Source organism: Actinomyces sp. Marseille-P3109, from assembly GCF_900323545.1.
In the GTDB taxonomy this organism is placed as follows: Bacteria; Actinomycetota; Actinomycetes; order Actinomycetales; family Actinomycetaceae; genus Actinomyces.
In genome coordinates this window covers 2569012-2594509 of record NZ_OOHN01000008.1, presented here as the reverse complement: position 1 = coordinate 2594509, position 25498 = coordinate 2569012, and the positions used below count along the sequence as shown (strand labels likewise).

The 25498-nt window shown below is 66.9% G+C and carries 21 protein-coding genes and 2 tRNA genes; 16 read left to right on the top strand and 7 right to left on the bottom strand.

Annotated features, from left to right (window positions below; genetic code table 11):
* The first annotated feature begins 52 nt into the window (after positions 1-52).
* The 11 genes from gyrA (at position 53) to BQ8008_RS11200 (ending at position 7778) form a co-directional block, all read left to right on the top strand.
* Positions 53-2734 (top strand): DNA gyrase subunit A, encoded by a 2682-nt coding sequence (gene gyrA, locus BQ8008_RS11245; protein WP_108834064.1) that lies wholly within the window; start codon positions 53-55, stop codon positions 2732-2734.
* Entirely contained in the window at positions 2731-3228 is a 498-nt protein-coding gene (locus BQ8008_RS11240; RefSeq protein WP_108834063.1) for a DUF3566 domain-containing protein, read from the top strand. Before gyrA ends, BQ8008_RS11240 begins: the two co-directional genes overlap by 4 nt.
* Positions 3229-3277: 49 nt before the next feature.
* Positions 3278-3351, top strand: a tRNA-Ile gene (locus tag BQ8008_RS11235).
* A gap of 30 nt (positions 3352-3381) precedes the next feature.
* A complete protein-coding gene (locus BQ8008_RS13830) occupies positions 3382-3516 on the top strand; it encodes a DLW-39 family protein (protein WP_234415373.1) in 135 nt (44 codons plus the stop codon).
* A gap of 32 nt (positions 3517-3548) precedes the next feature.
* Positions 3549-3621, top strand: a tRNA-Ala gene (locus tag BQ8008_RS11230).
* Between the two features lie 498 nt (positions 3622-4119).
* The gene (locus BQ8008_RS11225; RefSeq protein ID WP_108834062.1) at positions 4120-4509 is read left to right on the top strand and encodes a hypothetical protein; all 390 of its coding nucleotides are present in this window, start codon (positions 4120-4122) and stop codon (positions 4507-4509) included.
* Positions 4506-4709 (top strand): helix-turn-helix transcriptional regulator, encoded by a 204-nt coding sequence (locus BQ8008_RS11220; protein WP_009396338.1) that lies wholly within the window; start codon positions 4506-4508, stop codon positions 4707-4709. The genes BQ8008_RS11225 and BQ8008_RS11220 overlap by 4 nt, the downstream gene beginning before the upstream one ends.
* A gap of 1 nt (position 4710) precedes the next feature.
* Positions 4711-5211: a MarR family winged helix-turn-helix transcriptional regulator gene (locus BQ8008_RS11215; RefSeq protein ID WP_108834061.1), complete on the top strand. Its 501-nt coding sequence runs from the start codon at positions 4711-4713 to the stop codon at positions 5209-5211.
* A 238-nt stretch (positions 5212-5449) separates the two neighbouring features.
* On the top strand, positions 5450-6418 hold the full coding sequence (locus BQ8008_RS11210) for a quinone oxidoreductase family protein (protein WP_108834060.1): 969 nt from the start codon (positions 5450-5452) through the stop codon (positions 6416-6418).
* A gap of 56 nt (positions 6419-6474) precedes the next feature.
* On the top strand, positions 6475-6930 hold the full coding sequence (locus tag BQ8008_RS11205; protein WP_442778239.1) for a GyrI-like domain-containing protein: 456 nt from the start codon (positions 6475-6477) through the stop codon (positions 6928-6930).
* Positions 6930-7778: an AraC family transcriptional regulator gene (locus BQ8008_RS11200; RefSeq protein ID WP_108834059.1), complete on the top strand. Its 849-nt coding sequence runs from the start codon at positions 6930-6932 to the stop codon at positions 7776-7778. Before BQ8008_RS11205 ends, BQ8008_RS11200 begins: the two co-directional genes overlap by 1 nt.
* Before the next feature lie 87 nt (positions 7779-7865).
* On the opposite strand, the gene BQ8008_RS11195 is transcribed toward BQ8008_RS11200, so the two are convergent.
* Positions 7866-10514, bottom strand: coding sequence for a CshA/CshB family fibrillar adhesin-related protein (locus BQ8008_RS11195; protein WP_108834058.1), 2649 nt, complete (start codon positions 10512-10514; stop codon positions 7866-7868).
* Positions 10515-11064: 550 nt separating this feature from the next.
* Between BQ8008_RS11195 and BQ8008_RS11190 the strand changes: the two genes are divergently transcribed.
* Positions 11065-11823 (top strand): Rossmann-like domain-containing protein, encoded by a 759-nt coding sequence (locus tag BQ8008_RS11190; protein ID WP_108834057.1) that lies wholly within the window; start codon positions 11065-11067, stop codon positions 11821-11823.
* A gap of 57 nt (positions 11824-11880) precedes the next feature.
* Here BQ8008_RS11190 and BQ8008_RS11185 read toward each other — a convergent pair whose 3' ends face one another.
* Together BQ8008_RS11185 and BQ8008_RS11180 are read right to left on the bottom strand one after the other, a co-directional pair.
* Positions 11881-12735, bottom strand: coding sequence for an aldo/keto reductase (locus tag BQ8008_RS11185; protein ID WP_108834056.1), 855 nt, complete (start codon positions 12733-12735; stop codon positions 11881-11883).
* A 138-nt stretch (positions 12736-12873) separates the two neighbouring features.
* Positions 12874-13419 (bottom strand): hypothetical protein, encoded by a 546-nt coding sequence (locus BQ8008_RS11180; RefSeq protein WP_108834055.1) that lies wholly within the window; start codon positions 13417-13419, stop codon positions 12874-12876.
* A 176-nt stretch (positions 13420-13595) separates the two neighbouring features.
* Between BQ8008_RS11180 and BQ8008_RS11175 the strand changes: the two genes are divergently transcribed.
* Both BQ8008_RS11175 and BQ8008_RS11170 read left to right on the top strand, forming a co-directional pair.
* Positions 13596-14117: a peptidylprolyl isomerase gene (locus BQ8008_RS11175; RefSeq protein WP_108834054.1), complete on the top strand. Its 522-nt coding sequence runs from the start codon at positions 13596-13598 to the stop codon at positions 14115-14117.
* Between the two features lie 138 nt (positions 14118-14255).
* A complete protein-coding gene (locus BQ8008_RS11170) occupies positions 14256-15098 on the top strand; it encodes a rhomboid family intramembrane serine protease (RefSeq protein ID WP_108834053.1) in 843 nt (280 codons plus the stop codon).
* A gap of 325 nt (positions 15099-15423) precedes the next feature.
* Here the strand turns inward: BQ8008_RS11170 and BQ8008_RS11165 are convergent, their stop codons facing one another.
* On the bottom strand, positions 15424-15825 hold the full coding sequence (locus BQ8008_RS11165) for a cell division protein CrgA (RefSeq protein WP_108834052.1): 402 nt from the start codon (positions 15823-15825) through the stop codon (positions 15424-15426).
* 193 nt (positions 15826-16018) lie between these two features.
* Here BQ8008_RS11165 and BQ8008_RS11160 point away from each other — a divergent pair, with 193 nt between their 5' ends.
* Entirely contained in the window at positions 16019-16792 is a 774-nt protein-coding gene (locus BQ8008_RS11160; protein ID WP_108834051.1) for a class E sortase, read from the top strand.
* Positions 16792-16950 (top strand): hypothetical protein, encoded by a 159-nt coding sequence (locus BQ8008_RS13480; RefSeq protein ID WP_199907985.1) that lies wholly within the window; start codon positions 16792-16794, stop codon positions 16948-16950. The genes BQ8008_RS11160 and BQ8008_RS13480 overlap by 1 nt, the downstream gene beginning before the upstream one ends.
* Before the next feature lie 68 nt (positions 16951-17018).
* Here the strand turns inward: BQ8008_RS13480 and BQ8008_RS11155 are convergent, their stop codons facing one another.
* From BQ8008_RS11155 to BQ8008_RS11145, 3 genes are all read right to left on the bottom strand, one after another.
* Entirely contained in the window at positions 17019-19916 is a 2898-nt protein-coding gene (locus tag BQ8008_RS11155) for a cation-translocating P-type ATPase (protein WP_108834050.1), read from the bottom strand.
* A gap of 297 nt (positions 19917-20213) precedes the next feature.
* Entirely contained in the window at positions 20214-23630 is a 3417-nt protein-coding gene (locus BQ8008_RS11150) for a hypothetical protein (RefSeq protein WP_108834049.1), read from the bottom strand.
* Between the two features lie 121 nt (positions 23631-23751).
* Positions 23752-25128: an anaerobic C4-dicarboxylate transporter gene (locus BQ8008_RS11145; RefSeq protein WP_108834048.1), complete on the bottom strand. Its 1377-nt coding sequence runs from the start codon at positions 25126-25128 to the stop codon at positions 23752-23754.
* Positions 25129-25498 lie beyond the last annotated feature (370 nt).

The following is a 25498-nucleotide window of genomic DNA, read 5'->3' as shown; positions in this document are numbered from 1 at the left end:
CGTGAACCGCCGGCCTGCTTCCGGCGACATCCTCTGAACACGAAGGAATCCTGTGAGCGACGAAGTTGAAGAGATCATCGACAACGAGGGGTTGACCGACGCCGTCAGGCCCGAGCGCATCCAGCCGGTCGACCTCCAGATGGAGATGCAGCGCTCCTACCTCGACTACGCGATGAGCGTCATCGTGGGCCGCGCCCTGCCGGACGTGCGTGACGGGCTCAAGCCGGTCCACCGCCGTGTCCTGTACGCCATGTACGACGGCGGCTACCGCCCCACCGCCTCCTTCTCCAAGTCCTCCCGTGTCGTCGGGGACGTCATGGGGACCTACCACCCCCACGGCGACAGTGCCATCTACGACGCCCTGGCCCGGCTGGTCCAGTGGTGGTCGATGCGCTACCCGCTGGTGGCCGGTCAGGGGAACTTCGGCACGCCCGGCAACCTGGGGCCCGCCGCCCCCCGGTACACCGAGTGCAAGATGGCGCCCCTGGCCATGGAGATGCTTCGGGACATCGACGAGGACAGTGTCGACTTCCAGGACAACTACGACGGGCGCAACCAGGAGCCGGTCATCCTGCCGGCGCGGTTCCCCAATCTCCTGGTCAACGGCTCCGAGGGCATCGCCGTCGGCATGGCCACCCGCATTCCTCCCCACAACCTGCGCGAGATCGCCCGCGGCGCCCAGTGGTACCTCGAGCACCCCGACGCCTCGCGCGAGGAGCTGCTCGACGCCCTCATCGAGCGGATTCCTGGCCCGGACTTCCCGACCGGCGCCACGATCCTGGGCCGCCGGGGCATCGAGGACGCCTACCGCACCGGCCGCGGCTCCATCACCCAGCGCGCCGTGGTCAACGTCGAGGAGATCCAGGGGCGCCAGTGCCTCGTGGTCACCGAGCTGCCCTACCAGGTCAATCCCGACAACCTGGCGGACAAGATCGCCCAGCTCGTGCGCGACGGCCAGGTCACCGGCATCGCCGACATCCGTGACGAGACCTCCGGGCGCACCGGCCAGCGGCTCGTCATCGTCCTCAAGCGCGACGCCGTCGCCAAGGTGGTCCTCAACAACCTCTACAAGCGCACCCAGCTCCAGGACAACTTCCCGGCCAACATGCTCGCCCTGGTCGACGGGGTGCCGCGCACCCTGAGCCTGGACGGGTTCGTGCGCCACTGGGTCACCCACCAGATCGATGTCGTCGTGCGCCGCTCGCGCTTCCGCCTGCGCAAGGCCGAGGAGCGCCTCCACATCCTCGAGGGCCTGCTCAAGGCGATCGACGCCCTCGACGCGGTCATCGCCCTCATCCGGCGCTCGCCCACCACCGAGGAGGCCCGCACCGGCCTCATGGGGCTGCTGGACGTCGATGAGGCCCAGGCCGAGGCGATCCTCTCCCTCCAGCTGCGCCGCCTGGCCGCCCTGGAGCGTCTCAAGATCCAGCAGGAGTCCGAGGAGCTGCGCGCCCGGGTCAAGGACCTGCGCGAGATCATCGCCTCCCCGGAGCGTCAGCGGGGCATCGTCTCCGACGAGCTCGCCGAGATCGTTGAGAAGTACGGGGACGAGCGCCGCACCCGGATCGTGCCCTTCGACGGCGAGATGAGCATGGAGGACCTCATCCCCGAGGAGGACGTGGTCGTCACCATCACCCGCTCCGGCTACGCCAAGCGCACCCGCACCGACTCCTACCGCTCCCAGCACCGCGGCGGCAAGGGCATCCGCGGGGCCACGCTGCGCGAGGACGACGTCGTCGACCACTTCTTCGTCACGACGACGCACCGCTGGCTGCTGTTCTTCACCAACTACGGCCGGGTCTACCGCGCCAAGGGCTACGAGCTGCCCGAGGGCGGCCGCGACTCCAAGGGCCAGCACGTGGCCAACCTCCTGGCCTTCCAGCCGGGCGAGGAGATCGCCCAGGTCATGGAGCTTCAGGACTATGACCAGGCCGACTTCCTGGTCCTGGCCACCCGTCGAGGCCTGGTGAAGAAGACGCGCCTGAGCGAGTACAACTCCAACCGCTCCGGCGGCGTCATCGCCATCAACCTGCGCCAGGACGAGGACGGCAACTACGACGAGCTCGTCTCCGCCAGGCTCCTGAGCAAGGGACAGGACCTCCTTCTGGTCTCCCATGCCGGCCAGTCGCTGCGCTTCCATGCCGACGACGGCACTCTGCGTCCCACCGGGCGGGCCACCAGCGGCGTGACCGGTATGCGGTTCCGTCCGGGCGACTACCTGCTGGCCATGGATGTCGTCGACCCCACCTGGCAGGATGCCGACCTGTTCGTCGTCACCGAGGGCGGCTACGCCAAGCGCACCAACGTCGTCGACTACCCGGTCAAGGGCCGTGGTGGCCTGGGCGTCAAGGTCGCCAACCTCGTTGAGGCGCGCGGTAATCTCGTGGGCGCCCTGGTGACCGACTCCGGTGACGAGGTGCTGTGCATCATGGCCTCGGGCAAGGTGGTCCGCTCCGCCGTCGTCGAGGTCTCGCGCACCGGACGAACCACTCAGGGCGTGACCTTCGCCAAGCCCGACGCCGGGGACCGCATCATCGCAGTGGCCCGCAACACCGAGCGGGATATGGAGGAGGCGGTCGATGCCGCCGGTAGCAGCCCGAGCGCCGAGTCGGCCGGCACTGCCGATGAGGCTCCGGCCGGCAGCGCATCAGAAGGTGAGACTGATGACTCTCCTGCAGACTCAGTGGCTGACACGGTAGCGTTGGAAGACAACGAGAGTGAGGTCGAAGCATGAGCCAGCCGGTTCCCATGTCCCCTGACGGCGGGCAGTCCACAGGCGCCGAATCCATCGTGGGCGGCGCGGATGCCTCCGGCAGCACGCCGGGCGGTAAGAGCAAGAAGAGCAAGAAGACCATCGCCGGACCGCGCCGTGTGCGTCTGGCCCTGACCCGGGTGGACCCCTGGTCGGTGATGAAGGCGAGCTTCCTGCTCAGTTTCGCCGGCGGCATCATGCTTATCGTGGCCACGGCGGTCGTGTGGTTCATGCTGGACGCCATGCACGTCTTCGCCACCATCGAGGACCTGGTCAAGACGGTGGCCGGCGAGCGCTCCAACACCTTCTCCGCGATCGTGGCCTACCTGGAGCTGCCGCGAGCCCTGGCCGTCTCCACGATCATCGCCGTGGTGGACATGGTGCTCGTGACGGCTCTGACCACGCTGGGTGCCTTTCTTTACAACATCACCGCCACCCTTGTTGGTGGGATCCATCTCACGCTTGCGGACGAGTGATCGGATTTGGTCTCCCGTGCCCGGGTAGGTTAATCTCTTCCGGTCGCAAGGGCCTATAGCTCAGTCGGTTAGAGCGCATCCCTGATAAGGATGAGGTCGCTGGTTCGAGTCCAGCTAGGCCCACCGTCCGCGGTGAGACGATGAGGAGGTTTCATGAGGAACCGTGCTTTCGTATCAGCCGCGGTCTTTTCGTTCCTGGCCGCAGCCGGTTACGCCGCATGGCTCAGGTTCGAGGCGGCTCGCATGGAGCGGGCCGCATGGGCCGAGGTCACTGATCCCGTCGATTAAGAACCGACGCGATCGGACGATCGCTCCCGAAAGGGGCCATGGCGCAATTGGTAGCGCACCTGCTTTGCAAGCAGGGGGTTACGGGTTCGAGTCCCGTTGGCTCCACTGGTAAAATCCGCTGAAGCAATATCACATTGCTTCAGCGGATTTTTTGGCGCGAAGCGTCGATATCCGAGGTGATCATACGCAGAGGTGCTCCGCGGGTACTGCGCGATCCTTGGATGTGACTCGCCAGCACGTGGGTGTACTCCACGAGGCCTGGGTGCTACTGGCCGACATTCGGGTGTACTCCACGAAGGTCCGGGTCTCGTGCAGTACGCACAACCCCTGGCCAGTACACCCCCACCCTCGTGCAGTAGCCGGCCTGAAGGGGGCCCCGGCCGGACGCGGCCCGCTGATCGAGCACCACCGGGCTGAATTCCTCCAAGGAGTCCAGTGGGGCAGAACCTGGCGACGAAACAGCGGTCAGGAGAACGCTGTCGAAGAGGAAAGTAACCTTGACTGAATGACAAGTTTGCTTTATACTAACGGTGACAGTTGCGGGCGAGTCGGCGGGAAACAGCGACCGTTCCGTCTCATTGTCTCCAGCCAGGGAAGGCAGTCATGACCATTGAACGCAAGGTGGGTGTCGCCTACTCCATCCGGTTCGGCATCGGTGCCGTTCTCTACTCCGTCGGCGTCCTGGTCGGCTTACGGTGGGCACGATCCATGGGAGATGACCCGTGGCGCTTCGTCGTCGTAATGCTTCCCATGATCGGAGCGTGTATCTGCGTCTGGGCCCTCATGAGGTTGTCCCGGGAGGTCGATGAGATGCAGGCGCGCAAGGTGCAGGAAGCGCTCGTCATCTCCGCAGCAGGAACGGTGATCGTCTCAATGGCTTACAGCTTCATGGAGGAAGTAGGTGCACCACATGTCAGCCTCATATGGGTCAGCGCCATATGGGCCTTCTTCTTCGGTGTCGGGATGCTGTGGTCCACTTGGCGGTACCGGTGAGGAACGATCTCAAGGTGCTGCGCGCCCAGCGCAGCTGGACCCAGGCCCGGCTCGCCGAGGAGCTGGGGGTTTCCCGCCAGACGGTCAACGCCCTGGAGGCTGGTCGCTACGACCCCTCCCTGCCCCTGGCCTTCACCATTGCGCGCGTCTTCGGCCTGACCATCGAGGAGATCTTCTTCCCCGACGACGACGCATCCTAGGATGACCACTGTGAGCCGCATCGTTGACATTCCGCCCCCGAGGCGGGGGCGTCGTGAGTTCGTTGAGGACACCGGGATGCGACTGGGCCTGCACATCAAGGCGGCGGAGCAGGCCATGATGGCCGCTAAGACCGAGGCCCTGCGGAGCTTCGGCATCACGGTGGCGCAGTACGCCGCCATGCTCTCCCTGTATTACGTGCCCGAGCAGTCCTCGGCCCAGCTGGCCAGGGCCGCCGCGGTCACCCCGCAGACGATGGCCACCGTCATTGCCAAGCTGGAGCAGAAGCGACTCGTCACCCGCCACCCCTCCTCCGACCACGCCAAGGTCCTCATCGCCTCACTGACGCCCGAGGGTGAGGCCCTGGTTCTGCATGCCGATGAGGGCGCGCGGCGCATTGAGCGGTGCATGGCGGAGGCGTTCTCCGCGAAGGAGCGCGAGCAGCTCACCGAGATGCTTGAGCGGGTCACCGCCGTCCTGCGGGGCTACTCCGCCACTGAGTAGCGGCGGAGCGGTCACCGGGGTCCCCGTCCCAGGGCCTGTTGCGACAGTGGGGTGAGGCGCTTGTGCACCCATGTGTTCGTACCTTACGCGCGAGTTCGTCTCCCTACCCCTCGGACGCAAGCCCTGAGATGCGGTCGCTCGGTCGGAACTGCCGCCACGGATCATGACGGGAACCGCCTCTTCTCAAGTATCAGATATCTGATACAGTGTTGATTGCTGATATAGAAAGGTGTCTCAGATGAAGGCCATGCAGATCGTCAGTTTCGACGGCCCCTCCGGGCTGCGGTACCAGGATGCGCCCGCACCCGAGCCCGGACTGGGTCAGATCGCCGTGGATGTGGACTACGCCGGCGTCGGCTATGTCGAGGCGCTCTTCGCCGAGGGCTTCGTGCCCATCGACCTGCCCTGGACTCCCGGGCTGGAGGTGACTGGTCGCGTCCGCGCCCTCGGCGACGGAGTGAACGGGTACCGGCTCGGGGACGCCGTCGTCGCCCTGACCATCACCGGGGGCGGAGGCTACGGGCAGGTGGCCGTGGCGCCCGCCGAGCTCGTCACGCCGCTGCCGGAGGGACTCGACCCGGTCCTGGCCGCCGCCGTTCCCGCCAACACGACGACGGCGCTCGTCGCCCTGGAGGAGATCGCCCGCCTGCGCCGCGGTGAGAGCGTGCTGGTCCATGCCGCCGCCGGTGGACTCGGCTCGCAGATGGGTCAGGTGGCCCGCCTGCTCGGGGCGAGTCGCGTCGTCGGCGTCACCCGCAGCGAGGCCAAGCGCCAGGAGATCCTGGACCTGGGTTATGACGAGGCCTGGCTGACCGAGGACCTCGCCGACGCCGAACCCGCCCAGTTCGACGTCATCGCCGACCCGGTGGCCGGTCCGGCCAGACTGCGCAGCCTCGATCTGCTGCGCACGGCAGGACGGCTCCTGGTGCTGGGCGATGCCTCCCAGGCGGAGGATCAGCGGGTGAGTACCACCTCGCTGTGGCTGCGGGGCATCGGCGTCATCGGCTTCAACCTCGGGGCATTCAGCCGGGTGGACCCGGCGCTCGTCGGTCGCCACCTGAGGCGTGCGGTGGAGCTCGTGGCGGCCGGAGAGCTCAGCGTCCATGTCACCGACCGAGTTCCGATTCAGGACGCCGCGCAGGCGGTTACCGCCGTCCGCTCAGGCTCCACCACCGGCAAGATCGTCCTGACCCACGTAGACGACTGACGGCCTCTCCAAGTCCGCAAGAATCGTCGGTGAACTCCGGGCGCCATGCGCGCATCATGGTGCGCATGAGAGAAACAATCGAGTCCTTCGACGTCGTCGGCCTGCCTCTTCGGACATCGAACCGCGAGGCGGCCCGTAGCATTCCTCCTCACTGGCAGGCCGCGGCTGACGCCGGGCTCCTCGAGCCGGGGGAACCGGGCGTCGGCTCCGGCATCTACGCGGTCTACACCGACTACGAGACTCCCGGAGACGATGTCGACGGCGTCTACACCCTCGTCATCGGCAGGCGCATCGAGGCCGGAAGCCCGGCTCCCCCGGGCCAGGTGGTTGTGACGATCCCGGCTTCCACTCACGAAGTCGTCCCGTTGGTCGACGCCCGCCCGGAGAGCGTCTACGAGGCGTGGGCGGGTATCTGGGCACGTGACGACCTGGCCCGCGACTACCGCGCCGACTACGAGTACTACGCCCCTGACGGCTCGACCCACCTGTCCATCGGAATCCGGCCCGACTGATGAGGGCGGATCAGTATCAGCGCCACCTCGACGCCGTCACCGACTACATCTACGCCCATCTCGACGACGACCTCAGCCTGGAGACTCTCGCGCACGTCTCCGGGTTCTCCCGCTTCCACTGGCACCGCATCTACCGGGCGGTACGCGGGGAGACGGCCGCTCAGACCGTGCGCCGGCTCCGCCTGGAGCGGGCGGCCGCCATGCTCAGGGAGACCTCATGGCCGGTGGAACGAATCGCCCGGAAAGCCGGATTCACCGGCAGCGAGGTCTTCAGTCGATCCTTCCTCCGCTCCTACGGGACGACTCCAAGCCGATTCCGCACTGGCCAGCGCCCGGCGTCGACCGACTCAGCGTTGACGAGCAGCGGTTCAGGCTCGACGTCGTCGGTGAGAGACGTCCCGGGATGGCCGGTGCGCGTGGAGGCGCGGTGCGGCTATCGACTCGCTGCATCCGAGCATCGCGGGGCGTATATGGATATCGGCCGGGCCTTCAGTCGAGTCAGAGACCGTACGGGAGCCGGGAGCCCGATGGTCGCCATCTATGAGGACGATCCCGACGCCGTTCCCCGGGCCGATCTGCGCTCGGCGGCTGGAACCGTCGTCGATCCCGGCACGAAGATCCCCCACGACCTCGTCGAGAGGACAGTGCCGGCCGGCCGGTACGCGATCATGCGCTACATCGGTCCGTACTCCTCGATGCACGCCGCCTACCTGTGGCTCTACGGTCAGTGGCTGCCGAGCTCGGGCGAGGAGCCGCGAGACCATCCGATCGTCGAGGAGTACCTCACCGATCCGGCTACCACCCCGCCTGTCCGCGCGGTTACCGACATCCTCCTGCCGCTCCTGTGAGATTTCCGGTCCGATGCCTCGTGCGGATGGGCTGCCGACGCCGAAGCATCCGCAGCCCATCGGGTGAGTTCTGACTGCTCGCTCAGATCATGAGTCGAGTCGTGAGCTCAGGGCGCGACGGCGTCGGTACGCCTGGATCGCCATGACCAGCGCCGTGATCCCCAGCACCGCCCCTCCGGCGATGAGGTAGGTGGTGGCGGCGCTTCCACCGGTGAGGGGGATGGCGGGAACCGCTGACTTGCGGTTGGAGATGTTGCCCAGCGCCACCACCTGGTCCGGAGTGGAGATGGTGATGGTGCGGGGCGTGGCGTCGAGGACGTAGCCGGCCGGCGCCTTGGTCTCAATGAGCTGGTAGGAGCCGTAACCCAGGTCCACCAGCTTGAAGGCCCCAGGGGCTGCGTCGGTGTCCAGGCTGCCTTGGGGGCAGGTGCCTGCGCAGTCGGTGATGGTGCGGGCCTGATCGGACAAGGGCCTGCCGTTGGAGTCCAGAGGGGTCAGTGACCACTGTGCTCCCTTGATGGCGTTGCCCTGCTCATCGGTCTTGGTCCAGGTGGCCGACCCCTTGATCCGGGTATTGATGATCTGACCGAGATCAAGCGTGGGGGTGGTGTCGTCGGCGCCGGCGGCGGGGGCCGATCCGTCCAAGGTCTTGGTCAGCGTCTCGCCGGAGATGCGGTACCCGGTCGGTGCCTGGGTCTCGGTGAGGGAGTACTCGCCCCAGGTCAGCCCCACGACCTTGAAGTATCCGGCTCGGGGATCCTGATCGACGGAACCGTTGGGGCAAGCGGTCTTGCCGTTGTCGGTGGCGCAGTCGGTCACCTCCACCTGGCCGTTATTCAGAGAGCTCGAGGCCACAGCGAAGACGGCTCCGGCCAGGGCGTTGCCGGCATCGTCGACCTTGCTCCAGATGATCTGGCCAGGCATAGCAGTGTTGAGGACCGTGCACGTCATCCACTCGCCCGTGGCGAGGTCCAGAGTGCTCGATGCAGTGTCGAAGGTCGATGTGGGAGTCTTCAGGTCCGAGTTCGGGTGCGGTGCGCAGGTGATGGTGGCCTTGTACCCGGCGGACTTGGCCGACGAGGAGGACTCGGACAGGACCGTCTTGCCCTGGGGCAGGTAGGACGCGCTGAAGCCACCGGCTCCGGATACCGCTGTGCCGCTCTGGGGAGAAGCGGTGAGTGTCCAGTCGCTGGCGGCCAGTCCCAGACCGCCGGCCGCCGTGTTGTCGACCTCCTTGACCATGGTGAGGTTGGGGAGCTGGACCTGCACCTGGTGGTCCTCGACCTCGCCGTTGAGTGCGATACCGGTGGGCTGAGGGTCCTCAGCCGCCTGACCGTTGGCCAGGTTGCCGGTGATGCGCAGACGCATGAAGGTGGCTGCACCGTCTCCGCTGATGGTGCTCCGCTTGGCATCGTTGGGGACGGTCCAGGTCAGGGTGGCCGTGCCCTCGTCGGAGCAGGAGGTCACCTCGGAGCGCTCGCCGGCGGAGAAGGTGCCGTCCCGGTTCCAGTCCACCCAGCCGGCAACCTTGGTCTGGTTGCCCGAGCAGGTGATCTCCTGGCTCCACTTCTTGCCGATGTCGGTCCAGATGACGCGGTCCCAACTGGCAGGGAGGGCGTCCTCGTCATCGATATCGGCAGTATCGTCGCCTGAGGCGTCAGTGGTGTGAGGGATGCTGCTGTTGTGGTCCGTCAGGGAGCCCAGGCGCACGACTGCGGAATTGGTGGTGGCCACGCGCCCCTGATCCGCGGCCTGACTCAGGTTGTACCAATCGCCGGGGTCGCCCTCGTACGGTGTATCACCGTAAGCGATGTTGCGGTCTCCCTTGTTAGACAGCTCCCCGCCGTTCCATGCGGGCTGGAACACGCTGCCGGCGGTGCCGTAGCTCTCAGGTGCGTCGCCGTAGTCCATGTAGGAGACGATGCCGAGGGCGACGGCGCCCTTACCGCCTCCGTGGATCTCAACGTAGCCACTACGGGTGTTGCTCAGAAGCATGACCGAGGAGGGTCCATAACCCGGGTTGAAGAACGAGCTGCACTCGGCGTTGTCCGGGCGGAACTTTAAGCCTGACCTGTAGCCGAAAGGTGTGGAGACGGTAACTTTGCCCACCAAGGAGTTCGTTGTGCACCCTTCTGTCCGGGCGCTCTCCAATAGACGGAAGGAAACGGCCTGGTCGGAGATGTAGGGAAGCGGGGAAACAGAGATGTACTCCTTCTGGCCGTGCGGGTTGTGCCAGCTCGAGGACTCCGCATCGGCGAAAACCATGCCCTCCATGGGAACCTCCACCTTATCGGGGAGACGTTCCAACTGGCTCTTCGCGGGTTTGGAGGCGGAGGTGACGAGGTAGGAACTGCATTCAACCTGGAACTGGTGGGTTGAGGAGTCCTGCAGGTTGGCAATACCCAGGGGCAGGTTGGATGAGGTCACGTTGGGTCTTTTGATATCCCCGGCCGTGTAGTTCGTGCCGTCATTATAAAGATGAGGCAGGCCATCTCCTCTCCAGCTACCCGGTCTGTATCCGATGCTCAGGCCCCGATCCGTGGGTAGACCCGACTCTTTTCTCCCTACAGCAGTGGTTCGCACATTGGATACGGTGCAACGACTGGTGCGCCACATATTGCCGGAGACCTGTGTCGGAGTCGACCAGACCACGCCGGTGCTTCCATCAGGAAGGATCGCCATGCCCTTGCCCGGCACGGTGTTGGTCATCTCGGTCCAGTCGATCCAGTCGATCACTTGGGCGAACTTTCCCGACCCCCCGGAAGGATTGCCGTGAATGGCTTCGGCCGGGGGTGTCGGAATCGTCGCCGTGCCCAGTGCGGCAGCGATCAGAGCCACTGCCGAGACGGCGGCACCACTCTTCAGCCTCTGACGAGACTGGTGTGATGGTTGACGTGATGACGTCAGTTTCCTCCGACGTGAGCGGACGAAAAGTCGGCGAAGCATGAAGCGCTACCTCAGTCTTAGGGGTATGGGCCTTGACACGGTAGCAGCAAGGAATTCTATGGAGAGCCCGGCCAAGACCCCTGCAACTCAACAGCAATCAATATTACGGTTGAGTGTCGATAATGAATCACGTCGTCGGTCGGAAAGTAATGCATCGGTGTTCTTTCGCATCAGTAATACGCGCACTGCCGCGGTGTGAAGAGCTCCGCTCAGGCCTGTCCCCACTGACGTGATGTCGTGGGGGACTGTGAGGCGGCCGGACTCGAAAGGCTGCGCCGGCGGTCGGGACTGCTTAGGATAGGTGAGGCTCAGTTACCACCCGGTGCAGAAGGATGAGGTCATGTCACAGCCTTGGGAGATCTACGACGCGCTTCTTGACGGACTGCCCGGAGACGTCGTCGTACGGGCGTCAGGTCAGGGTCCGCGTTGGACCCGTGTCCTCAACTCCGCCGGAGGTGTCGGCACGGCCTGGACCATGGATGTTCGCAGCCGCCCGGCCCTCGCCGATGGCTCGCTCGACGGACGACCGCTGCGCGACGTCGGCGCCCTGGTGAAGTCCTGGAACCTCGCCGAGGCCAGCATCGGCCAGGCCGCCATCAACTCCTGGTACTCGCGGGAGGAGACGGCCGCCGCTAACGGGTTCGAGCCCACCGGGGAGGGCCTGACCTGGCGCCAGGTCTTCGACCCCTACCGGGAGCGGATCGCCGGCAGGAAGGTCGCAGTGATCGGGCACTTCCCCTTCGCCGAGGCCGCCCTGGCCGGTGCCGGGGAGTACATCTGCCTCGAGCGCAATCTTCAGCCCGGTGACTGGCCCGACAGCGCCTGCGAGTACGTCCTGCCCGAGTGCGACGTCGTCTTCATCTCCTCATCGAGCTTCGTCAACAAGACCGCACCGCGGCTCATCGAGCTCTCCCGTGACGCGCACACCGTTCTGGTCGGCCCGTCGACGCCGATCAGCCCGGTGCTCCTCGACTACGGTGTGGACACCGTCACCGGCTTCGTCGCAGCGCGCTCGCTCTCCGACCCGGCCGCGCTGGCTGAAATGGTCCCGGCCGGCGACATCGGACCCGGCTTCCGGGTCCACCGCCACCGGGCCTGACACGGAACGGGCTCGACACCCGGAGCGACGCAGGAGTGCACGGCTCCTGCGCGCCGCTCACACCTGGATCCGGTCAGGGTGGGACCCGGTGCGCACCCCCTGGTCCAGAGCGTCCAGCGCCGTCATGTGAGCGTCGTCGAGAGTGAAGCCGACGACGTCGGCATTGGCGGTCATGCGCTCACGGTGAGTCGACTTGGGGATGACCACCAGCGAGCTCTGCAGGTGCCAGCGGATGACGACCTGGGCCGGGCTCACCCCGATAGCGTCCGCGATCTCGATGACCTTCGGGTCCGTGAGCAGCCTGCCCCGGCCCAGCGGTGACCAGGACTCGGTGACAACGCCCAGCTGCTCGTGGACGGATCTCAATTCGGACTGCGTGAGCCACGGGTGCAGCTCCACCTGGTTGACCGCCGGGACCACGCCCGTGGCCTCCACGATCCGGTTCAGGTGCTCGGGCTGGTAGTTGGAGACCCCGATGGCGCGCACCCGCCCACTGTGGAGGATCTCGATCATGGTGCGCCAGGTGTCCACCAGGTCGATCCCGGGGGAGTCCGCCAGTGGCCAGTGGACGAGGAACAGGTCGAGGACCTCCAGGTCCAGCGCCTCCATGGTGGCGTCGAGGCTGCGCAGCGCGTCCTCGCGCCGATGATTGGGATTATTGAGCTTGGAGGTGATGAACAGGTCCTGGCGCGCCAACCCGGACGCCTTGATCGCCCGCCCCACCCCGGCCTCATTGCCGTACATCTGGGCGGTGTCGATGTGCCGGTAGCCGACTTCGAGGGCGTCGCAGACGACGCGCTCGGCCTCGTCGTCGGAGACCTTGTAGGTTCCCAACCCCAGCTGGGGGACGAGCACCTCCTCCCCGTTGGTTCCGCGAGTCAGGGCAATGGCGGGAACGGACAGCGCGCACATGCCTCCAGGCTACCCGCGGCGTGCGACGACGTCGCCGGGAGAGACACAGCGTCTCAGTGCGACGGCCCTATGGGACGACGACGGCGCCGCGCCGGTGGAAACCAGCGCGACGCCGCCGTTGACAGGTCTGTGTTGCTGTCAGGCCTGAGCGTCCTCGGGGCTGATGCCGTAGCCGGCCTCATCCTCGGTGGAGTCGGCCCAGTACTCCTCGGCCCACGGGTCCTCGACCGGCTGGCTACGACGCCACACGACGTAGGCGCCAGCGGCGGCCGCGCCGGCGACGGCGAGCCAACCCAGGGTCTTGAGCACGCGGTGCTTCTTCTGCTTCTTCACGGGAACCTCCAATGCGGCGGACTTTGCGGCAACAGCCACGCGCTGGGCGCGCTCTGTCAGGGTACCGTCCGTACCCGCAGCAGTCTGGGCAGCCACGGCGGCGCGCTGCGCGCGTGGAATGTAGTCCTCGACAACCCGGTAGCGGGCCTCGTGGACCACCGGCTCCAGACGCTCCTGTGCGTCCTTGGCGGCGCGGGCAACGCCCCCGGCGGCCTTGCTCACGTGCGGAGCCGCCCACAGGGCTGCCTTCTCAGCCTGGTCGACGACCGACTCGGCGAAGGATGCTGCTTCCTTCCGCAGATGAGTGGTGTCAAGTTTCTTGTCGCAGCATGTCTTCGTCAGGCAGGACATGGTTGCCTCTCAGGTCGGATACGGATACAGACGGTTGTTGTGCAACGTGCATCAATGTTCGCACCGTTGGGCGACTGGGCCCATCAGTTGTCCAGACGTTTTGCCTGGGGTGAACAGTGCCGCACGCCGCTCAGGGTTCATCCCGATGGACGTGCGGACATGCCACCATGGCCCCTATGGAAGCGACTCTTCACACCAACCTCGGCGATATCCGCCTGGAGCTCTACCCCGAGCAAGCGCCCGAGACCGTCTCCAACTTCGTGGGGCTGGCCACCGGTCAGAAGGCTTGGACGGATCCTCGTACTGGCGAGGAGTCCCACGCGCCCCTGTACGACAACGTGATCTTCCACCGGGTCATCCCGGGCTTCATGATCCAGGGCGGCGACCCCCTGGGCACCGGCACCGGCGGCCCCGGCTACGTCTTCGACGACGAGATCAACGCCTCGCTGACCTTCGCCGCCCCCTACGTCCTGGCCATGGCCAACGCCGGCCGCCGCCTGGGCAAGGGCACCAACGGCTCGCAGTTCTTCATCACCACAGCCCCCACCGAGTGGCTCCAGGGCAAGCACACGATCTTCGGTGCCGTGACCGATGAGGCCTCCCGCGCCGTCGTCGACGCGATCTCCGCCGTCGAGACCGACCCGCGTGACCGTCCGGTGCAGGACGTCATCATCACCTCGGTGGACATCACCGACTAAGTCGCGAGGAAGTCGCTGAAGGCACCACTCGTCACCAGCACCGGGTGTGAATCGCCCCTGTGACGCCGCCGGGACCCGCGTCCCGGCGGCGTCGTCGTACCCAGTCCTGCCCGTCACCCGCCAAGGAGTACCTCCCCGATGACCTCAACGAACTCGTCCGCCGAGCAGGCGCCACCGGTCTGCCCCCGGCACCCGGACACGGTGGCCTACGTGCGCTGCCAGCGCTGCGACCGGCCCACCTGCCCCGCCTGCCAGGTCCCCAGCACCGTGGGCGTTCACTGCGTGGACTGCGCGCGCCAGTCGCAGGCCGGCCGGCGCCAGGCGCGCACCCTGCTGGGTGGGACCGTGGTGTCGGGCGCCGTCGTCACCAAGGTGCTCATCGGCCTGTGCGTTGCTGCCTACGCGATCCAGATTCTCGTCCCGGCCCTGGACTTCCAGCTGGCCTTCGTGCCAGAGCTGGCGGCGAGCGAGCCCTGGCGGTTCCTGACGACCGCCTTCCTCCACGCGAACTACATGCACCTCGGCTTCAACATGTGGGCGCTGTGGGTGCTGGGCGGTGTCCTCGAACCGGTGCTCGGACGCTGGCGCTTCACCGCCATCTACCTGCTCAGCGCCCTGGGCGGCTCGACGGCGATCTACTGGCTCTCCTGGCCGGGCACCGACTCCTGGATCACGATGACGGTGGGGGCCTCCGGGGCGGTCTTCGGCCTGTTCTCCACCATGTTCGTGGTTCAGCGTCGCTTCGGTCGGGACACCTCGGGGATCGTGGCGTTGCTGGCAATCAACGCCGTCATCTCCTTCCTGGGGGCCAACATCTCCTGGCAGGGGCACCTCGGCGGACTCGTCGTCGGAGGGATCGTCGCGGCGATCTACGCGTGGGCCCCCCGCGGAAAGCGACAGTCGGTGGGGATCGCCGGAACCGTCGCGGTGGCGGTGGTGCTCGTGGGACTCAACATCGCACGCGCCCTCGTCATCGTCTGAAAGTGCGGCCTCTCAGTGAATCGCACTGAATCGTCCTGAATCGCGGCGCATGACGGTGAACGACACCGGTGGAAGAACACCCGTGTGGTTCATCCACACCTGGGGACACAGGTGTGGAAACACATGGGTGTAGTTATCCACAAGTGTGTCCACACTTGGGGAAAGTCGGGGTGGGTTGTGGGGAGGAGGCTATCCACTGATCCACAGGCCGTCTGTGGACTGCCCGGGATGGCCCTGGCCGGTCGGGCACGGCAAGGCCCCCGAGCTGGTGCTCGGGGGCCTTGCGGGGTGGTCAGATGGTCGTGCGGAGGTGCCTGGGGCCCTGCTACTTCCAGCGCAGCAGGCCGAGGAAGCCCGACATCATGATGAGGAAGCCGATGTAGAGGTTGCCGTTGAACAACCAGTCGGTGGCGTGGTGCTTGGCGAAGTACGGCAGCGGGTACAGGCCGTTGAACAGGTAGGTGGTGACCACCCACAGCAGCCCGATCACCATGAGCGTCACCATGGTGGGGGCGTACCAGCGCGGCGAGGCGGTGTCCTTGACCCTCGTGGGTGTGCGAGAGACCCGGTTCGCCGCAGCACGCGACTCCTCCTCCCGGGCCTTGGCGGACTTGGCCGGGTTGCCCGAGCGCTCAGGGTGCTTCTTCTTCGACGACGAGTTCTTCTTCGAGACCTTCTCCGAGCTCTTGTCGGCGTCGTCCTTTGTGGACTTCTTCTCCAAGGCCACTCTGGGTCTCCTCACTGCTGGGGGACGGCGGTTCGAGGCCACCGCAATACATCTGGTCCTAGCCTAGGACATGCGGAGAAGCTTCCTCACGGTGTGCTCTGTGATACGTCCACCACTCCCGGTTGGTCACGGACGGGACATGTCGCCTTAGACTGGCCGCTGACCCGATGATGTCTCATCTTGAGGAGGGGTGATGGGTAGAGGGGGTCTTGTACGACACCGAGCGTCTGGCCAGAGCCGAGCTGTACGAATCATCAATGGCACCTTGACCGGGATCGGTGAGCTGCTCATCACCGCCGGTCTCGTCGTCGCGCTCTTCCTGTGCTGGCAGCTGTGGTGGACCAGCATCGACGCCAACGCCAGTGCACAGGCAGTGGCCACCCAGTTCCACGACACGCAGGTCGAGTCCCCGAAGACCGAGGGGACCAAGCACTACGACGATCCTCCGGTGATGGACAAGGCCGGTTACGGCGAGACCATCGGGATGCTCGTCGTCCCCAAGTGGTACGGCGTCACGAACAACAACATGCCCATCCTTGAGGGCACCGGCTCCGATGTCCTCGATCAGGCGGCCGCGGGCCACTATCCCGACACCCAGCAGCTCGGGGAGCCCGGTAACTTCGCCATCGCCGGGCACCGCCGTACCTACGGCAACTCCTTCCGTCGTATCGACCTGCTCCAGGAGGGCGACGAGATCATCGTCTCCACCGCCAATACCTGGTACGTGTTCAAGGTGACCGGCCATGAGCTCGTCCAGCCCGAGCAGGTGGAGGTCATCGCCCCGGTGCCCAACCAGCCCGACGTTCAGCCAACCGAGCGGTACATCACGCTGACCACCTGTCATGGGTCGACCACTGGCGAGTTCGGCAACGACCAGCGCTGGATCGTCCACGCGAAGTTCGAGTACTGGATGGACCGCGCCGAGGGGCGCCCGGCCTCCGTTCTCAATGATTCGGGGGTCAACTGATGTACGGCTTCGTCTGGCGCCACCTGCCCGGGCCGGCCTGGCTCAAGGCCATCGAATCACTCATCCTCATCGCCGGGATCGTCTACGTGCTCATGCAGTACGTCTTCCCCTGGGCCAACGAGACCTGGCACCTCTCCGGCAACGCCGACGTCGGCTGACCCCCGTCGATCGACCAGACCGGCCACTGAATCGGATGTGAACGGGTCCTTGCGCCCCTATCGGTTCTCTACCGCGCCATGAGTCGGCTGATGAGCTTGCGCAGCTCATCGACCCATAGGACCAGGGAGGCCATGACGATGACGACCGCCCAGTGGACCGGGTCCAGCGACGTCGTCGAGAAGGCAGTCTGAAGGAAGGGCACCTCCACCGCGGCGACCTGGAGCACCAGGGTCAGGCAGATCGCACCCCACAGCCACTTGTTGACGAAGAGGTGGCTGAAGGCGCTGACCGTCTCCGAGCGGGAGCTGACCGTGTTGAACAGTTGCGCCAGGACCAGAGTGGAGAAGGCCGCCGTGCGCGCGGTGTCAAGGCTGTCTGTGGACAGGGAGGTCTCGACGAGGCCGCCTGGCAGGAAGATGTCCAGCGTGGCCAGGGTCGAGACGGCCATGACGGCGCCGACCAGCAGGACGCTGCTCCACATGGCGCCGTCGACCACCCGGTCGGTGGGCTCGCGTGGCGGATGGGCCATGACGTCCTCCACCGAGGGGTCCGCACCCATGGCCAGGGCCGGTCCGGAGTCGGTAACCAGGTTGATCCACAGGATCTGGGTGGCCAGCAGCGGCAGGACGACGCCGGACTCACTGTGCCCGCTCAGGCCGATGACTCCGGAGAGCACCACGCCGCCGAAGACGGTGAGGACCTCGCCCATGTTGGAGGACAGCAGGAAGCGCAGAAACTTCTTGATGTTGTCGAAGATGCGCCGGCCCTCGCGCACGGCGTCGACGATGGTGGCGAAATTGTCGTCAGCCAGGACCATCGCGGCGGCTTCCTTGGTCACCTGGGTCCCGGTGATGCCCATGGCCACGCCGATGTCCGCGGCGCGCAGGGCCGGGGCGTCGTTGACGCCGTCGCCGGTCATGGAGACCGTGTGGCCCTGAGACTTCAGGGCGTGGACGATCCGCATCTTGTGCTCGGGCGCGACCCGCGCGCACACGCTGGTGGCGGCCACGGCCTCGGACAGGGCGCCGTCATCCATTCTCTCCAGCTCGCGGCCGGTCAGAACCGGGGCGCCGCGCTCGACGATGCCCAGGTCCGCTGCGATGCGCCCGGCGGTGGCCGGGTGGTCGCCTGTGATCATGAGGACGCGCACGCCCGCCCGGTGCGCCTCGGCGACGGCGACAGCCGCCTCGGGGCGCGGCGGGTCGATGATGCCGACGACGCCGGCCAGCACCAGGTCCCGCTCTAGGTCGGACAGGTCAGCCTCGCCGTCGCCGGCGGCGGCCTCGTGCACGCGGGCGGCCTCCTCATCGGTGAGGATCCGGTAGCCGACCCCCAGGGTGCGCAGCGCCCGGCCCGACATGCCCGTGATGTGCTCGACGAACCGGGCCCGGGCCTCCTCGGTCAGCTCGGTGGCGGCGTCGCCCAGGCGCATCTGTGAGCAGTGCTCCATGAGGACGTCGGGGGCCCCTTTGGAGACGATGATTGTGCCGTGCTCGGTATCGATGAGCAGCACCGACATCATCTTGCGCTCGGAGGTGAAGGGGACCTCGCCGACGCGCTCGAAGCGGCCTTCGCGCTGCCCGTGTGTGCCGAGCTTCTTCTCCGCGACCAGGAAGGCGCCCTCGGTAGGGTCGCCGACGACGCTCCACACGTCCTCGGTGACGTTCAGCCCGGCGTCGGAGGCCAGTGTCCCGCCGGAGAGGACCACGGTGACCTCGTCGCGCAGGGGCCCTTCGAGGGGATCGGCGTCGGGGCGACCGTCGCGGTCGGCGTCAGGGGCGACCTCGCCGTCGGGCGCGTACCCGATGCCCGTGACCACACAGGTGCCCGAGGCGGTGACGACCTCCTGGATCGTCATCTCCGAACGGGTGAGCGTGCCGGTCTTGTCCGAGCAGATGACTGAGGCGGAGCCAAGGGTCTCCACGCTGGTGAGCTTCTTGACCACTGCCTTGTGAGTGGCCATGCGCTGCACTCCCAGGGCAAGGACCACCGACAGGATCGCGGGCAGCCCCTCGGGCACGGCGGCCACGGCCAGCGAGACCCCCAGCAGGAGGGCGTGGACCATCGTGTTCGGCGTGTGGTCCTCGGCCAGGAGCAGCAGGGTCCCCACGACGACGACGGCGATGGCGACCACGACGATTCCCAGCATCTTGGAGATTGAGTGGATCTCCTTCTGCAGGGGCGTGTTCTCCTCCTCGACGGATTCGAGCATCTGCGCGATCGCGCCCATCTCGGTGTTGGCTCCGGTGGCGACGACGACGGCGCGCCCCGTCCCCTGGGCCACGGAGGTGCCCCGGTAGACCATGCAGGTGCGGTCGGCCAGGTCGGTGTCGGCACCGACCGCCTCGGGGGTCTTGACGACGGCGTCGGCCTCACCGGTCAGGGAGGACTCCACCACGCGCAGGGCGGCGGCCGAGACCAGGCGGGCATCGGCGCCGACCTGGTCGCCCTCGCCCAGGACGAGGACGTCGCCTACCACGAGTTCGGAGGAGGGAATGACCAGCCGAGAGCCGTCGCGCAGCACCGTGGAGGTCGCCTCGGTCATGGCGGACAGGGCGGCGACGGCGTCAGCGGCCTTGTTCTCCTGCACGAACCCGAGGACGGCATTGAGAGTGACGACGGCGAGGATGACGATGGCGTCCACCGGCACGCCCTCTGCACCCTCCAGGACCCAGGCGATGGTGGAGATGACGATGGCGGCCAGCAGGAGGTAGACGAGCGGGTCGTTGAACTGGCCCAGGAAGCGCAGCCAGGCGGGCGTCGGCGGCTTGGAGGGCAGTTCGTTGGGGCCGCCGGCGGCCAGACGGTCGGCCGCGATCTGCGGGCTCAGGCCGGAGGAGGTGTCGGTACCGAGGTCGGTGGCGACGGTATCGGCCGGCCGGGAGTGGGAGGCCCCGGTTGTCGCGGCGGCAGGGGTGGCTCCGGCCGGCTCGGTCGGTGTGTCCATGGCGGGCGCTGCGGGCATGGGTGCAATCCCATCAGCGGCGGTGACCCCTCACAAGTCTCCAGGAGCGTTTCTGGTGCGAGTCGTTTGGGTAGCAGCTGCCCGGTGCGAGGGTTGACGCGATATCAGTGTGACCTTCGGTGAGCGGCGGCGTCGGGCACTTTCTCCAGTACTCGTCCCCGTCTCTGCACGGGCGGAGAACCCGCGTACGGGCACGGAACACGCGTGGGGGAACAGGATTCCTGTTCCCCCACGCGTGGAAGGTCCCCGCCCAGGGGAGGGGGATGCGTCAGGCGCGTCGGCCGGCCGTCGTCAGCCTCAGGCCAGCGAGGGCTGGAGGCCGAGCGTGCCCACGAGGTGCTCGCGGTAGGCCGGGGCGCTGACCTTGTCCAGCCAGGCGCGGGCCTCGGCCAGGCGGCCCTCGATGCCCAGGCGCTCGATGACCTCCTCGTTGTTCTCCGCGGTGTAGAAGCGGGTGAGGTCCTCGATAGCCTGGTGGGCCTGACGGGTGTCGCGGGCGACCTTGGCGTCCAGGCGCGCCGCGTACCACGACGAGCTCAGGATGTTCTCGCGCTCGAACAGGGCGCGGAACTCCGGGCTCGTCAGGTCCCAGCCCTCACGGGAGGTGCCGTCGATCATGATCTCCAGCAGGGCCCGCAGGGGCGGCACGGCCCACTCGATGGAGCCGTCGGCCCGGTAGTGCTCGGCCACGACCTTGTGCGTGGTGACGATGATGTCCACCGAGTCGGCGAAGACCGCCTCGTCCTGCAGCTCGGGACGCAGCATCTCCTCGGTGAAGACGACGTCGGGATGCAGGAAGATCCGCCCGAAGAAGGTCGAGGCGAAGGCCTGGTTCATGCGGTAGCCCAGGCGCGAGGCCTGAACGGTGCGGCCCTCGTACTCGAAGTCCTCGATGCGCTCGAGGTACCCGTCCTTGATGAGGCTGCCGGCGTCGCGCTCCTCGGTGCTCATGCGGGAGAAGATCTCCGGGATGAGCAGTGAGATGTCGTGGGCCACCTGGACCTTCGGGCCGATGCATCCGGCCGAGGACAGCCAGCCGTCGTAGCCGCTGAGGGCGTAGGACAGCAGGGCCGCGTTGAGGTCGTAGATGGCCGGCAGCGCGTTGAACGGAGACTTGGTGAGCGCCCCCTCGCTGCCCGCCCCCGTGGTCGAGGGGGACTTGCCGGTCATGGAGGAGATGAACTCCATGAAGAGCTCGGGCAGCTCCATGTAGTGCAGCGGGTTGTAGGCGCACAGCGGCGGAACCCCGTCCTCGGGCGGGTTGTTGCGGCGCCCGGCGGCGACGACGTCGACGCTGTGATGCAGCGGCTCGGCCAAGGGCGTGTCACGGAAGAGATGGTTGGTGAGGTCCGCCAGCACCACGTCCTTCGGGTTGGCGATGTCGGGACGCACCTGCAGGTAGCGGGGGTTCTTGGTGGGAGTCCCGTTGACCAGGCGCGGGTCGGCCGTGGAGACCCAGTAGGTCTCCTCGGCGGGGTCCTCGGCTTCGGGCAGGGCGGCGGCGCGGGCCACGAGGTCCTGCATGGGCTGGGTGAAGCGGGACAGGCCGGGGGCGTCGGCGGCCATCGCCCGGGCGTCGTCGGGGGTGAGCGGCTCGAAGTTGGAGATGAACAGGTCCGCCTGAGGATCCGACATGTCCGACTCGGTCTGCTTGTCGTAGCCGCGCACGATCGCGTCGTCGGGCCGCTGGAAGAGCAGGGACTCGCAGTTGGTGACGAACTTACGCGACAGCACCGAGTCCGGGGTGGAGATCAGGCCGCCGGGGGCCACGATCGAGGCCGTGATGTCGTCCTCGGTCTGGACCTTGGCCGCCGGGGAGAAGTCCGGGCGCAGGGACAGCAGGCGCCAGGCGCCGTCGTCCTCGAAGCCCACGCGCAGCATGTTGACCTTGATGACCTCACCGTCCAGGCGCAGGGAGTTGCCCTTGCGGCCGTTGATGATGCCCACGGAGAAGTGGCTGCGCCAGTCCTTGCCCCAGCTGGGCTGGTAGAAGCGCTTGACGGTGAAGATGAGCTCCTTGATGTGGGCCGGGATCGACTCCAGGAAGGCGTTGTACTCGTCGGTGTACATCGACGACGGTGTCAGCAGCTTGATGACGCTTCCCAGCGAGCGGCGCTCGGAGAGGATCGAGCGGTGGTTGTCGCTCTTGTTGGCCGGGTCGACGAAGCGGTCGGCGTAGTTGCCGTCGAGGATCTTCTGGACGGTGTCGAAGTCCTCGTCGACGTCGCCGACGTAGGCCTCACCGAAGACGAAGGCGTCCAGGAGGGACTTGGAGATCTCCGACTTGCCGCCACCGGAGACGGTGGCCGGCTTGTGGGCCTGCGTGGACCAGGGGGCGGTGCCCACCAGGTGCCACTGGGTGGCGTCGCCCTCGCGGTGCTTGGCGTGGACCCGGTAGCCGTTGGGGGCCACGTAGGTGTTGCTCACCAGCAGCGGGATCGAGGACTCCTGGCCGTCGGTCCGGGTCCAGGTGATCGTCTGGTTGCGCATCGAGTAGTGGGCGCCGGCGGGGACCAGCACGATGGTCGGGTCGTCGACCACGACGGCGGAGCCGTCCTCGCGCACCTCGAAACGGCCGGGGTTGCGCTCGACGACGTGCTCGAGGGTCAGGCCCTCGGGCGTGTGGGTGTCGGTGTACTCCTGGCTCAGGTTGTAGCGCGGGTAGGCGACGGCGCCGCCGGCGTGCTCCTCCTCCACGCAGCCGAAGAGGTTGGCCGAGTACCCGATCTGGGTCTTGACCTCCTTCTTGCAGTAGCCGAAGTAGTTGTCCGCGATGACGGTGACGATGACGCCGCGCTCGTCGCGGGCCACGCACTTGAAGGCCTTGCCGCCGTTGTAGAGCTCGTCCTCGCTCTTCCAGCACTGGCCGTCACGGCGCTGGCGCTCGGTGGCCTCCTCCCAGGATGGCAGGCCCAGCTCCTTCTTGGTCAGGGTGGTCAGGTGCGGGGCGAGGATGACGCAGCCGGTGTGGCCGGTCCACGACTCCGGAGCCAGGGAGGCGTCGTTCTCCGGCAGGTAGGGGTCGCCGCCGTTGCCGAAGATGCCCTCGACGAAGTCCAGGTTGGAGACCAGGCCGCCGGGGGCGATGAAGCGGATCTCCATGGAGCGCTCGGCGGAGAAGCCGGGGACCTCGGGCACGACGACGGGGCGCAGCAGCAGGGACACGAAGCAGCGGGCCGGCTCGTCCTGCGTGGAGGCCCACGGCAGGGTCAGCAGGTCCTCGGGGGCCTGCACGGCGTGGGCCAGCAGGCGGGCGAAGACGTCGCGTGGGACGGCGATCTTGTCATCGGGGATCGGCAGGCCGCCCTCGGCGACGTGGAAGACGCCGGCGGTGGTGCGCCGGTCGTTGCGGGGGTTGTGCAGCACGCCGCCGAGCACCTGGTAGCTCTCGACGTAGTCGGAGGTGAAGCTGGTGGAGTCCAGGGGCAGCGACAGGGCCCGCGCCAGGCCGGGATGGTCCAGGACGAAGGTCGAGCGCGGCAGCCTCGGGGTGGCGGCAGCGCCCTCCAGGTAGGAGTCCAGGAAGGACTGGATGCGCTGGTCGGCAGCACAGGGACGGTGGGCCAGGCGGCGGGAGAGCTCGCGCTGACGCGCCAGGATGGGGGACATGAGGCGGTCCGCCTCGCTCTGCTTGACCTGTGCCGGGGCGGAGATCCCCAGCAGCTCCAAACGCAGGGCGATAGCGGAAGTGGTGGCCGCGTCTGTAGTTGTCATGGCACGAGCCTAGACAGCCCCGATGACACGGCCCTGTTACGTTCTGCCCAGAAGACGGCCTCAGAGACGTGTTCGACGTCGCACTTGCCCATCGGTCGCTCACGTCCGCCGGGCGGCCGTTTCACGACAGCAGCAACTGGGACAGCGCGGTGCCCACTAGGCAGGAGGTGATGACTCCGATGAGTCCCGGGACCAGGAAGGAGTGGTTGATGACGTACTTGCCGATGCGGGTGGTGCCGGTGGGGTCGAATCCGATCGCCGCCAGGTCCGAGGGATAGGTGGGCAGGATGAAGTAACCGTAAGAGGCGCCGATGAACCCGACGACGACGACCGGGCTCACCCCGAGCGACAGGGCCATGGGGGCGACAATGAGCAGCCCCGCCGCCTGGGAGTTGACCAGCTTGCCGATGAGGAACAGGACGATGGCGTACATCCACACGTGGTTCGACAGGACGCCGGCGAGGCTGTGCTCCAGGTCCTCCAGGTGGGCGTGGACGACCGTCTCGGTCATCCAGGCGACGCCGAAGATGGAGAACATGGCGGTGGCCCCGGCCTTGAACACGGCCGTGGAGGCGATCTTGCCGGCCTGCACCTTGCAGGTCAGCAGGATGAATGCCCCGGCGGCGAGCATGACCATCTGGATGACGAGGTTCATGCTCAGGTGCTCCATCTTCCCGCCGTCGCCCGTGGGGAACTCGGGGCGCAGCACGTCGAAGGCGCCCAGGACGACGACGACGGCGATGGCCCCCAGGAAGATCCAGGTGGCCCGGTAGGCCTCGGGCGAGAACACCTTGCCGATGAGGGTCTCGGAGCTGGAGTGGACGGTGGCGCGGAACTCCGGGTCCTCCAGGCGCTTCTGGTACTCCTCGTCCTTGTCCAGGTCCTTGCCGCGGCGCATCGACCACAGGGCGGCCAGAAGCACCCCGCACAGCGACGCCGGGATGGAGACGGCCAGGATCTGGAGGACCGACCAGTGCCGGTCGGTGTTCTTGGCGATGATGGAGACCATCGAGACCGTGGCGACCGAGACCGGTGAGGCGGTGATCCCCATCTGGGCGGCGACCGAGGAGGCGGCCATGGGCCGCTCGGGCCGGATGTCCTTCTTGATGGCGATGTCCGCGATGATCGGGAGCATCGTGTAGACCACGTGGCCGGTTCCGCACAGGACGGTGAGGAACCAGGTGACGCACGGTCCCAGGATGGTGATCTGCTCGGGATGTCGACGCAGCACGCGCTCGGCCATCTGCATCATGACATCCAGTCCGCCCGACTGCTGGAGGGTGGCCGCGCAGCCGATGACGGCCAGGATGGTGAGGATGACATCGACCGGAGCCTCGCCCGGCTCCAGACGGAAACCGAAGACGAGGATCAGCAGGCCGATCCCGGCGATGAGACCGAGGGCGATGCCGCCCTTCTTCGCCCCGACGAGGAGGCAGGTGAGGATGATGACGACTTGGAGGATGATGCTGAGGGTCTGGAGGGCTGAGCTGGCGTCCAAGGCGTATCTCCCCGGTGAGCAGAGCGGACGGTAGCCAGTGCTCCTCGTACTGGTGAAGGGACGAGGAACTGACACGTTGTCAGTGTCACATCCAGTGTCTCACTTGTACCGCAGGACCATTGTCCCGATTGATATCTGCTGTTTTCGGTGCATCTGGTCGCCTTCTGGGCGCGAACTCACATTCTGGTTCTGCCGCAGTCGGCTGCCTGCGCGCAAGGCGCGTGAGCATGCTGGTCAGAGCGGATCAGGTGGAGTTACGGTAACGCCCAGCAGAAGCATCATGGCTGTTTCCCAGGCGTGCATCGCTACCATCACTCCCCACTGTTCCCTCATACTGGACCGCAGCCGACGCCCGATGTGGCTCGTCCGC

What these genes read in the sequence shown, in the direction of transcription:
- BQ8008_RS11185 (WP_108834056.1), bottom strand. Translation starts at nt 12,735, where the DNA reads ATGTGCGCGCTGTCCGTTCCCGCCATTGCCCTGACTCGCGGAACCAAC.
- BQ8008_RS11240 (WP_108834063.1), top strand. Translation starts at nt 2,731, where the DNA reads ATGAGCCAGCCGGTTCCCATGTCCCCTGACGGCGGGCAGTCCACAGGC.
- BQ8008_RS11200 (WP_108834059.1), top strand. Translation starts at nt 6,930, where the DNA reads ATGAGGGCGGATCAGTATCAGCGCCACCTCGACGCCGTCACCGACTAC.
- BQ8008_RS11160 (WP_108834051.1), top strand. Translation starts at nt 16,019, where the DNA reads ATGGGTAGAGGGGGTCTTGTACGACACCGAGCGTCTGGCCAGAGCCGA.
- BQ8008_RS11210 (WP_108834060.1), top strand. Translation starts at nt 5,450, where the DNA reads ATGAAGGCCATGCAGATCGTCAGTTTCGACGGCCCCTCCGGGCTGCGG.
- BQ8008_RS13480 (WP_199907985.1), top strand. Translation starts at nt 16,792, where the DNA reads ATGTACGGCTTCGTCTGGCGCCACCTGCCCGGGCCGGCCTGGCTCAAG.
- BQ8008_RS11205 (WP_442778239.1), top strand. Translation starts at nt 6,475, where the DNA reads ATGGTGCGCATGAGAGAAACAATCGAGTCCTTCGACGTCGTCGGCCTG.
- BQ8008_RS11190 (WP_108834057.1), top strand. Translation starts at nt 11,065, where the DNA reads ATGTCACAGCCTTGGGAGATCTACGACGCGCTTCTTGACGGACTGCCC.
- BQ8008_RS11180 (WP_108834055.1), bottom strand. Translation starts at nt 13,419, where the DNA reads ATGTCCTGCCTGACGAAGACATGCTGCGACAAGAAACTTGACACCACT.
- BQ8008_RS11215 (WP_108834061.1), top strand. Translation starts at nt 4,711, where the DNA reads ATGACCACTGTGAGCCGCATCGTTGACATTCCGCCCCCGAGGCGGGGG.
- BQ8008_RS13830 (WP_234415373.1), top strand. Translation starts at nt 3,382, where the DNA reads ATGAGGAACCGTGCTTTCGTATCAGCCGCGGTCTTTTCGTTCCTGGCC.
- BQ8008_RS11150 (WP_108834049.1), bottom strand. Translation starts at nt 23,630, where the DNA reads ATGACAACTACAGACGCGGCCACCACTTCCGCTATCGCCCTGCGTTTG.
- BQ8008_RS11170 (WP_108834053.1), top strand. Translation starts at nt 14,256, where the DNA reads ATGACCTCAACGAACTCGTCCGCCGAGCAGGCGCCACCGGTCTGCCCC.
- BQ8008_RS11175 (WP_108834054.1), top strand. Translation starts at nt 13,596, where the DNA reads ATGGAAGCGACTCTTCACACCAACCTCGGCGATATCCGCCTGGAGCTC.
- BQ8008_RS11225 (WP_108834062.1), top strand. Translation starts at nt 4,120, where the DNA reads ATGACCATTGAACGCAAGGTGGGTGTCGCCTACTCCATCCGGTTCGGC.
- BQ8008_RS11155 (WP_108834050.1), bottom strand. Translation starts at nt 19,916, where the DNA reads ATGCCCGCAGCGCCCGCCATGGACACACCGACCGAGCCGGCCGGAGCC.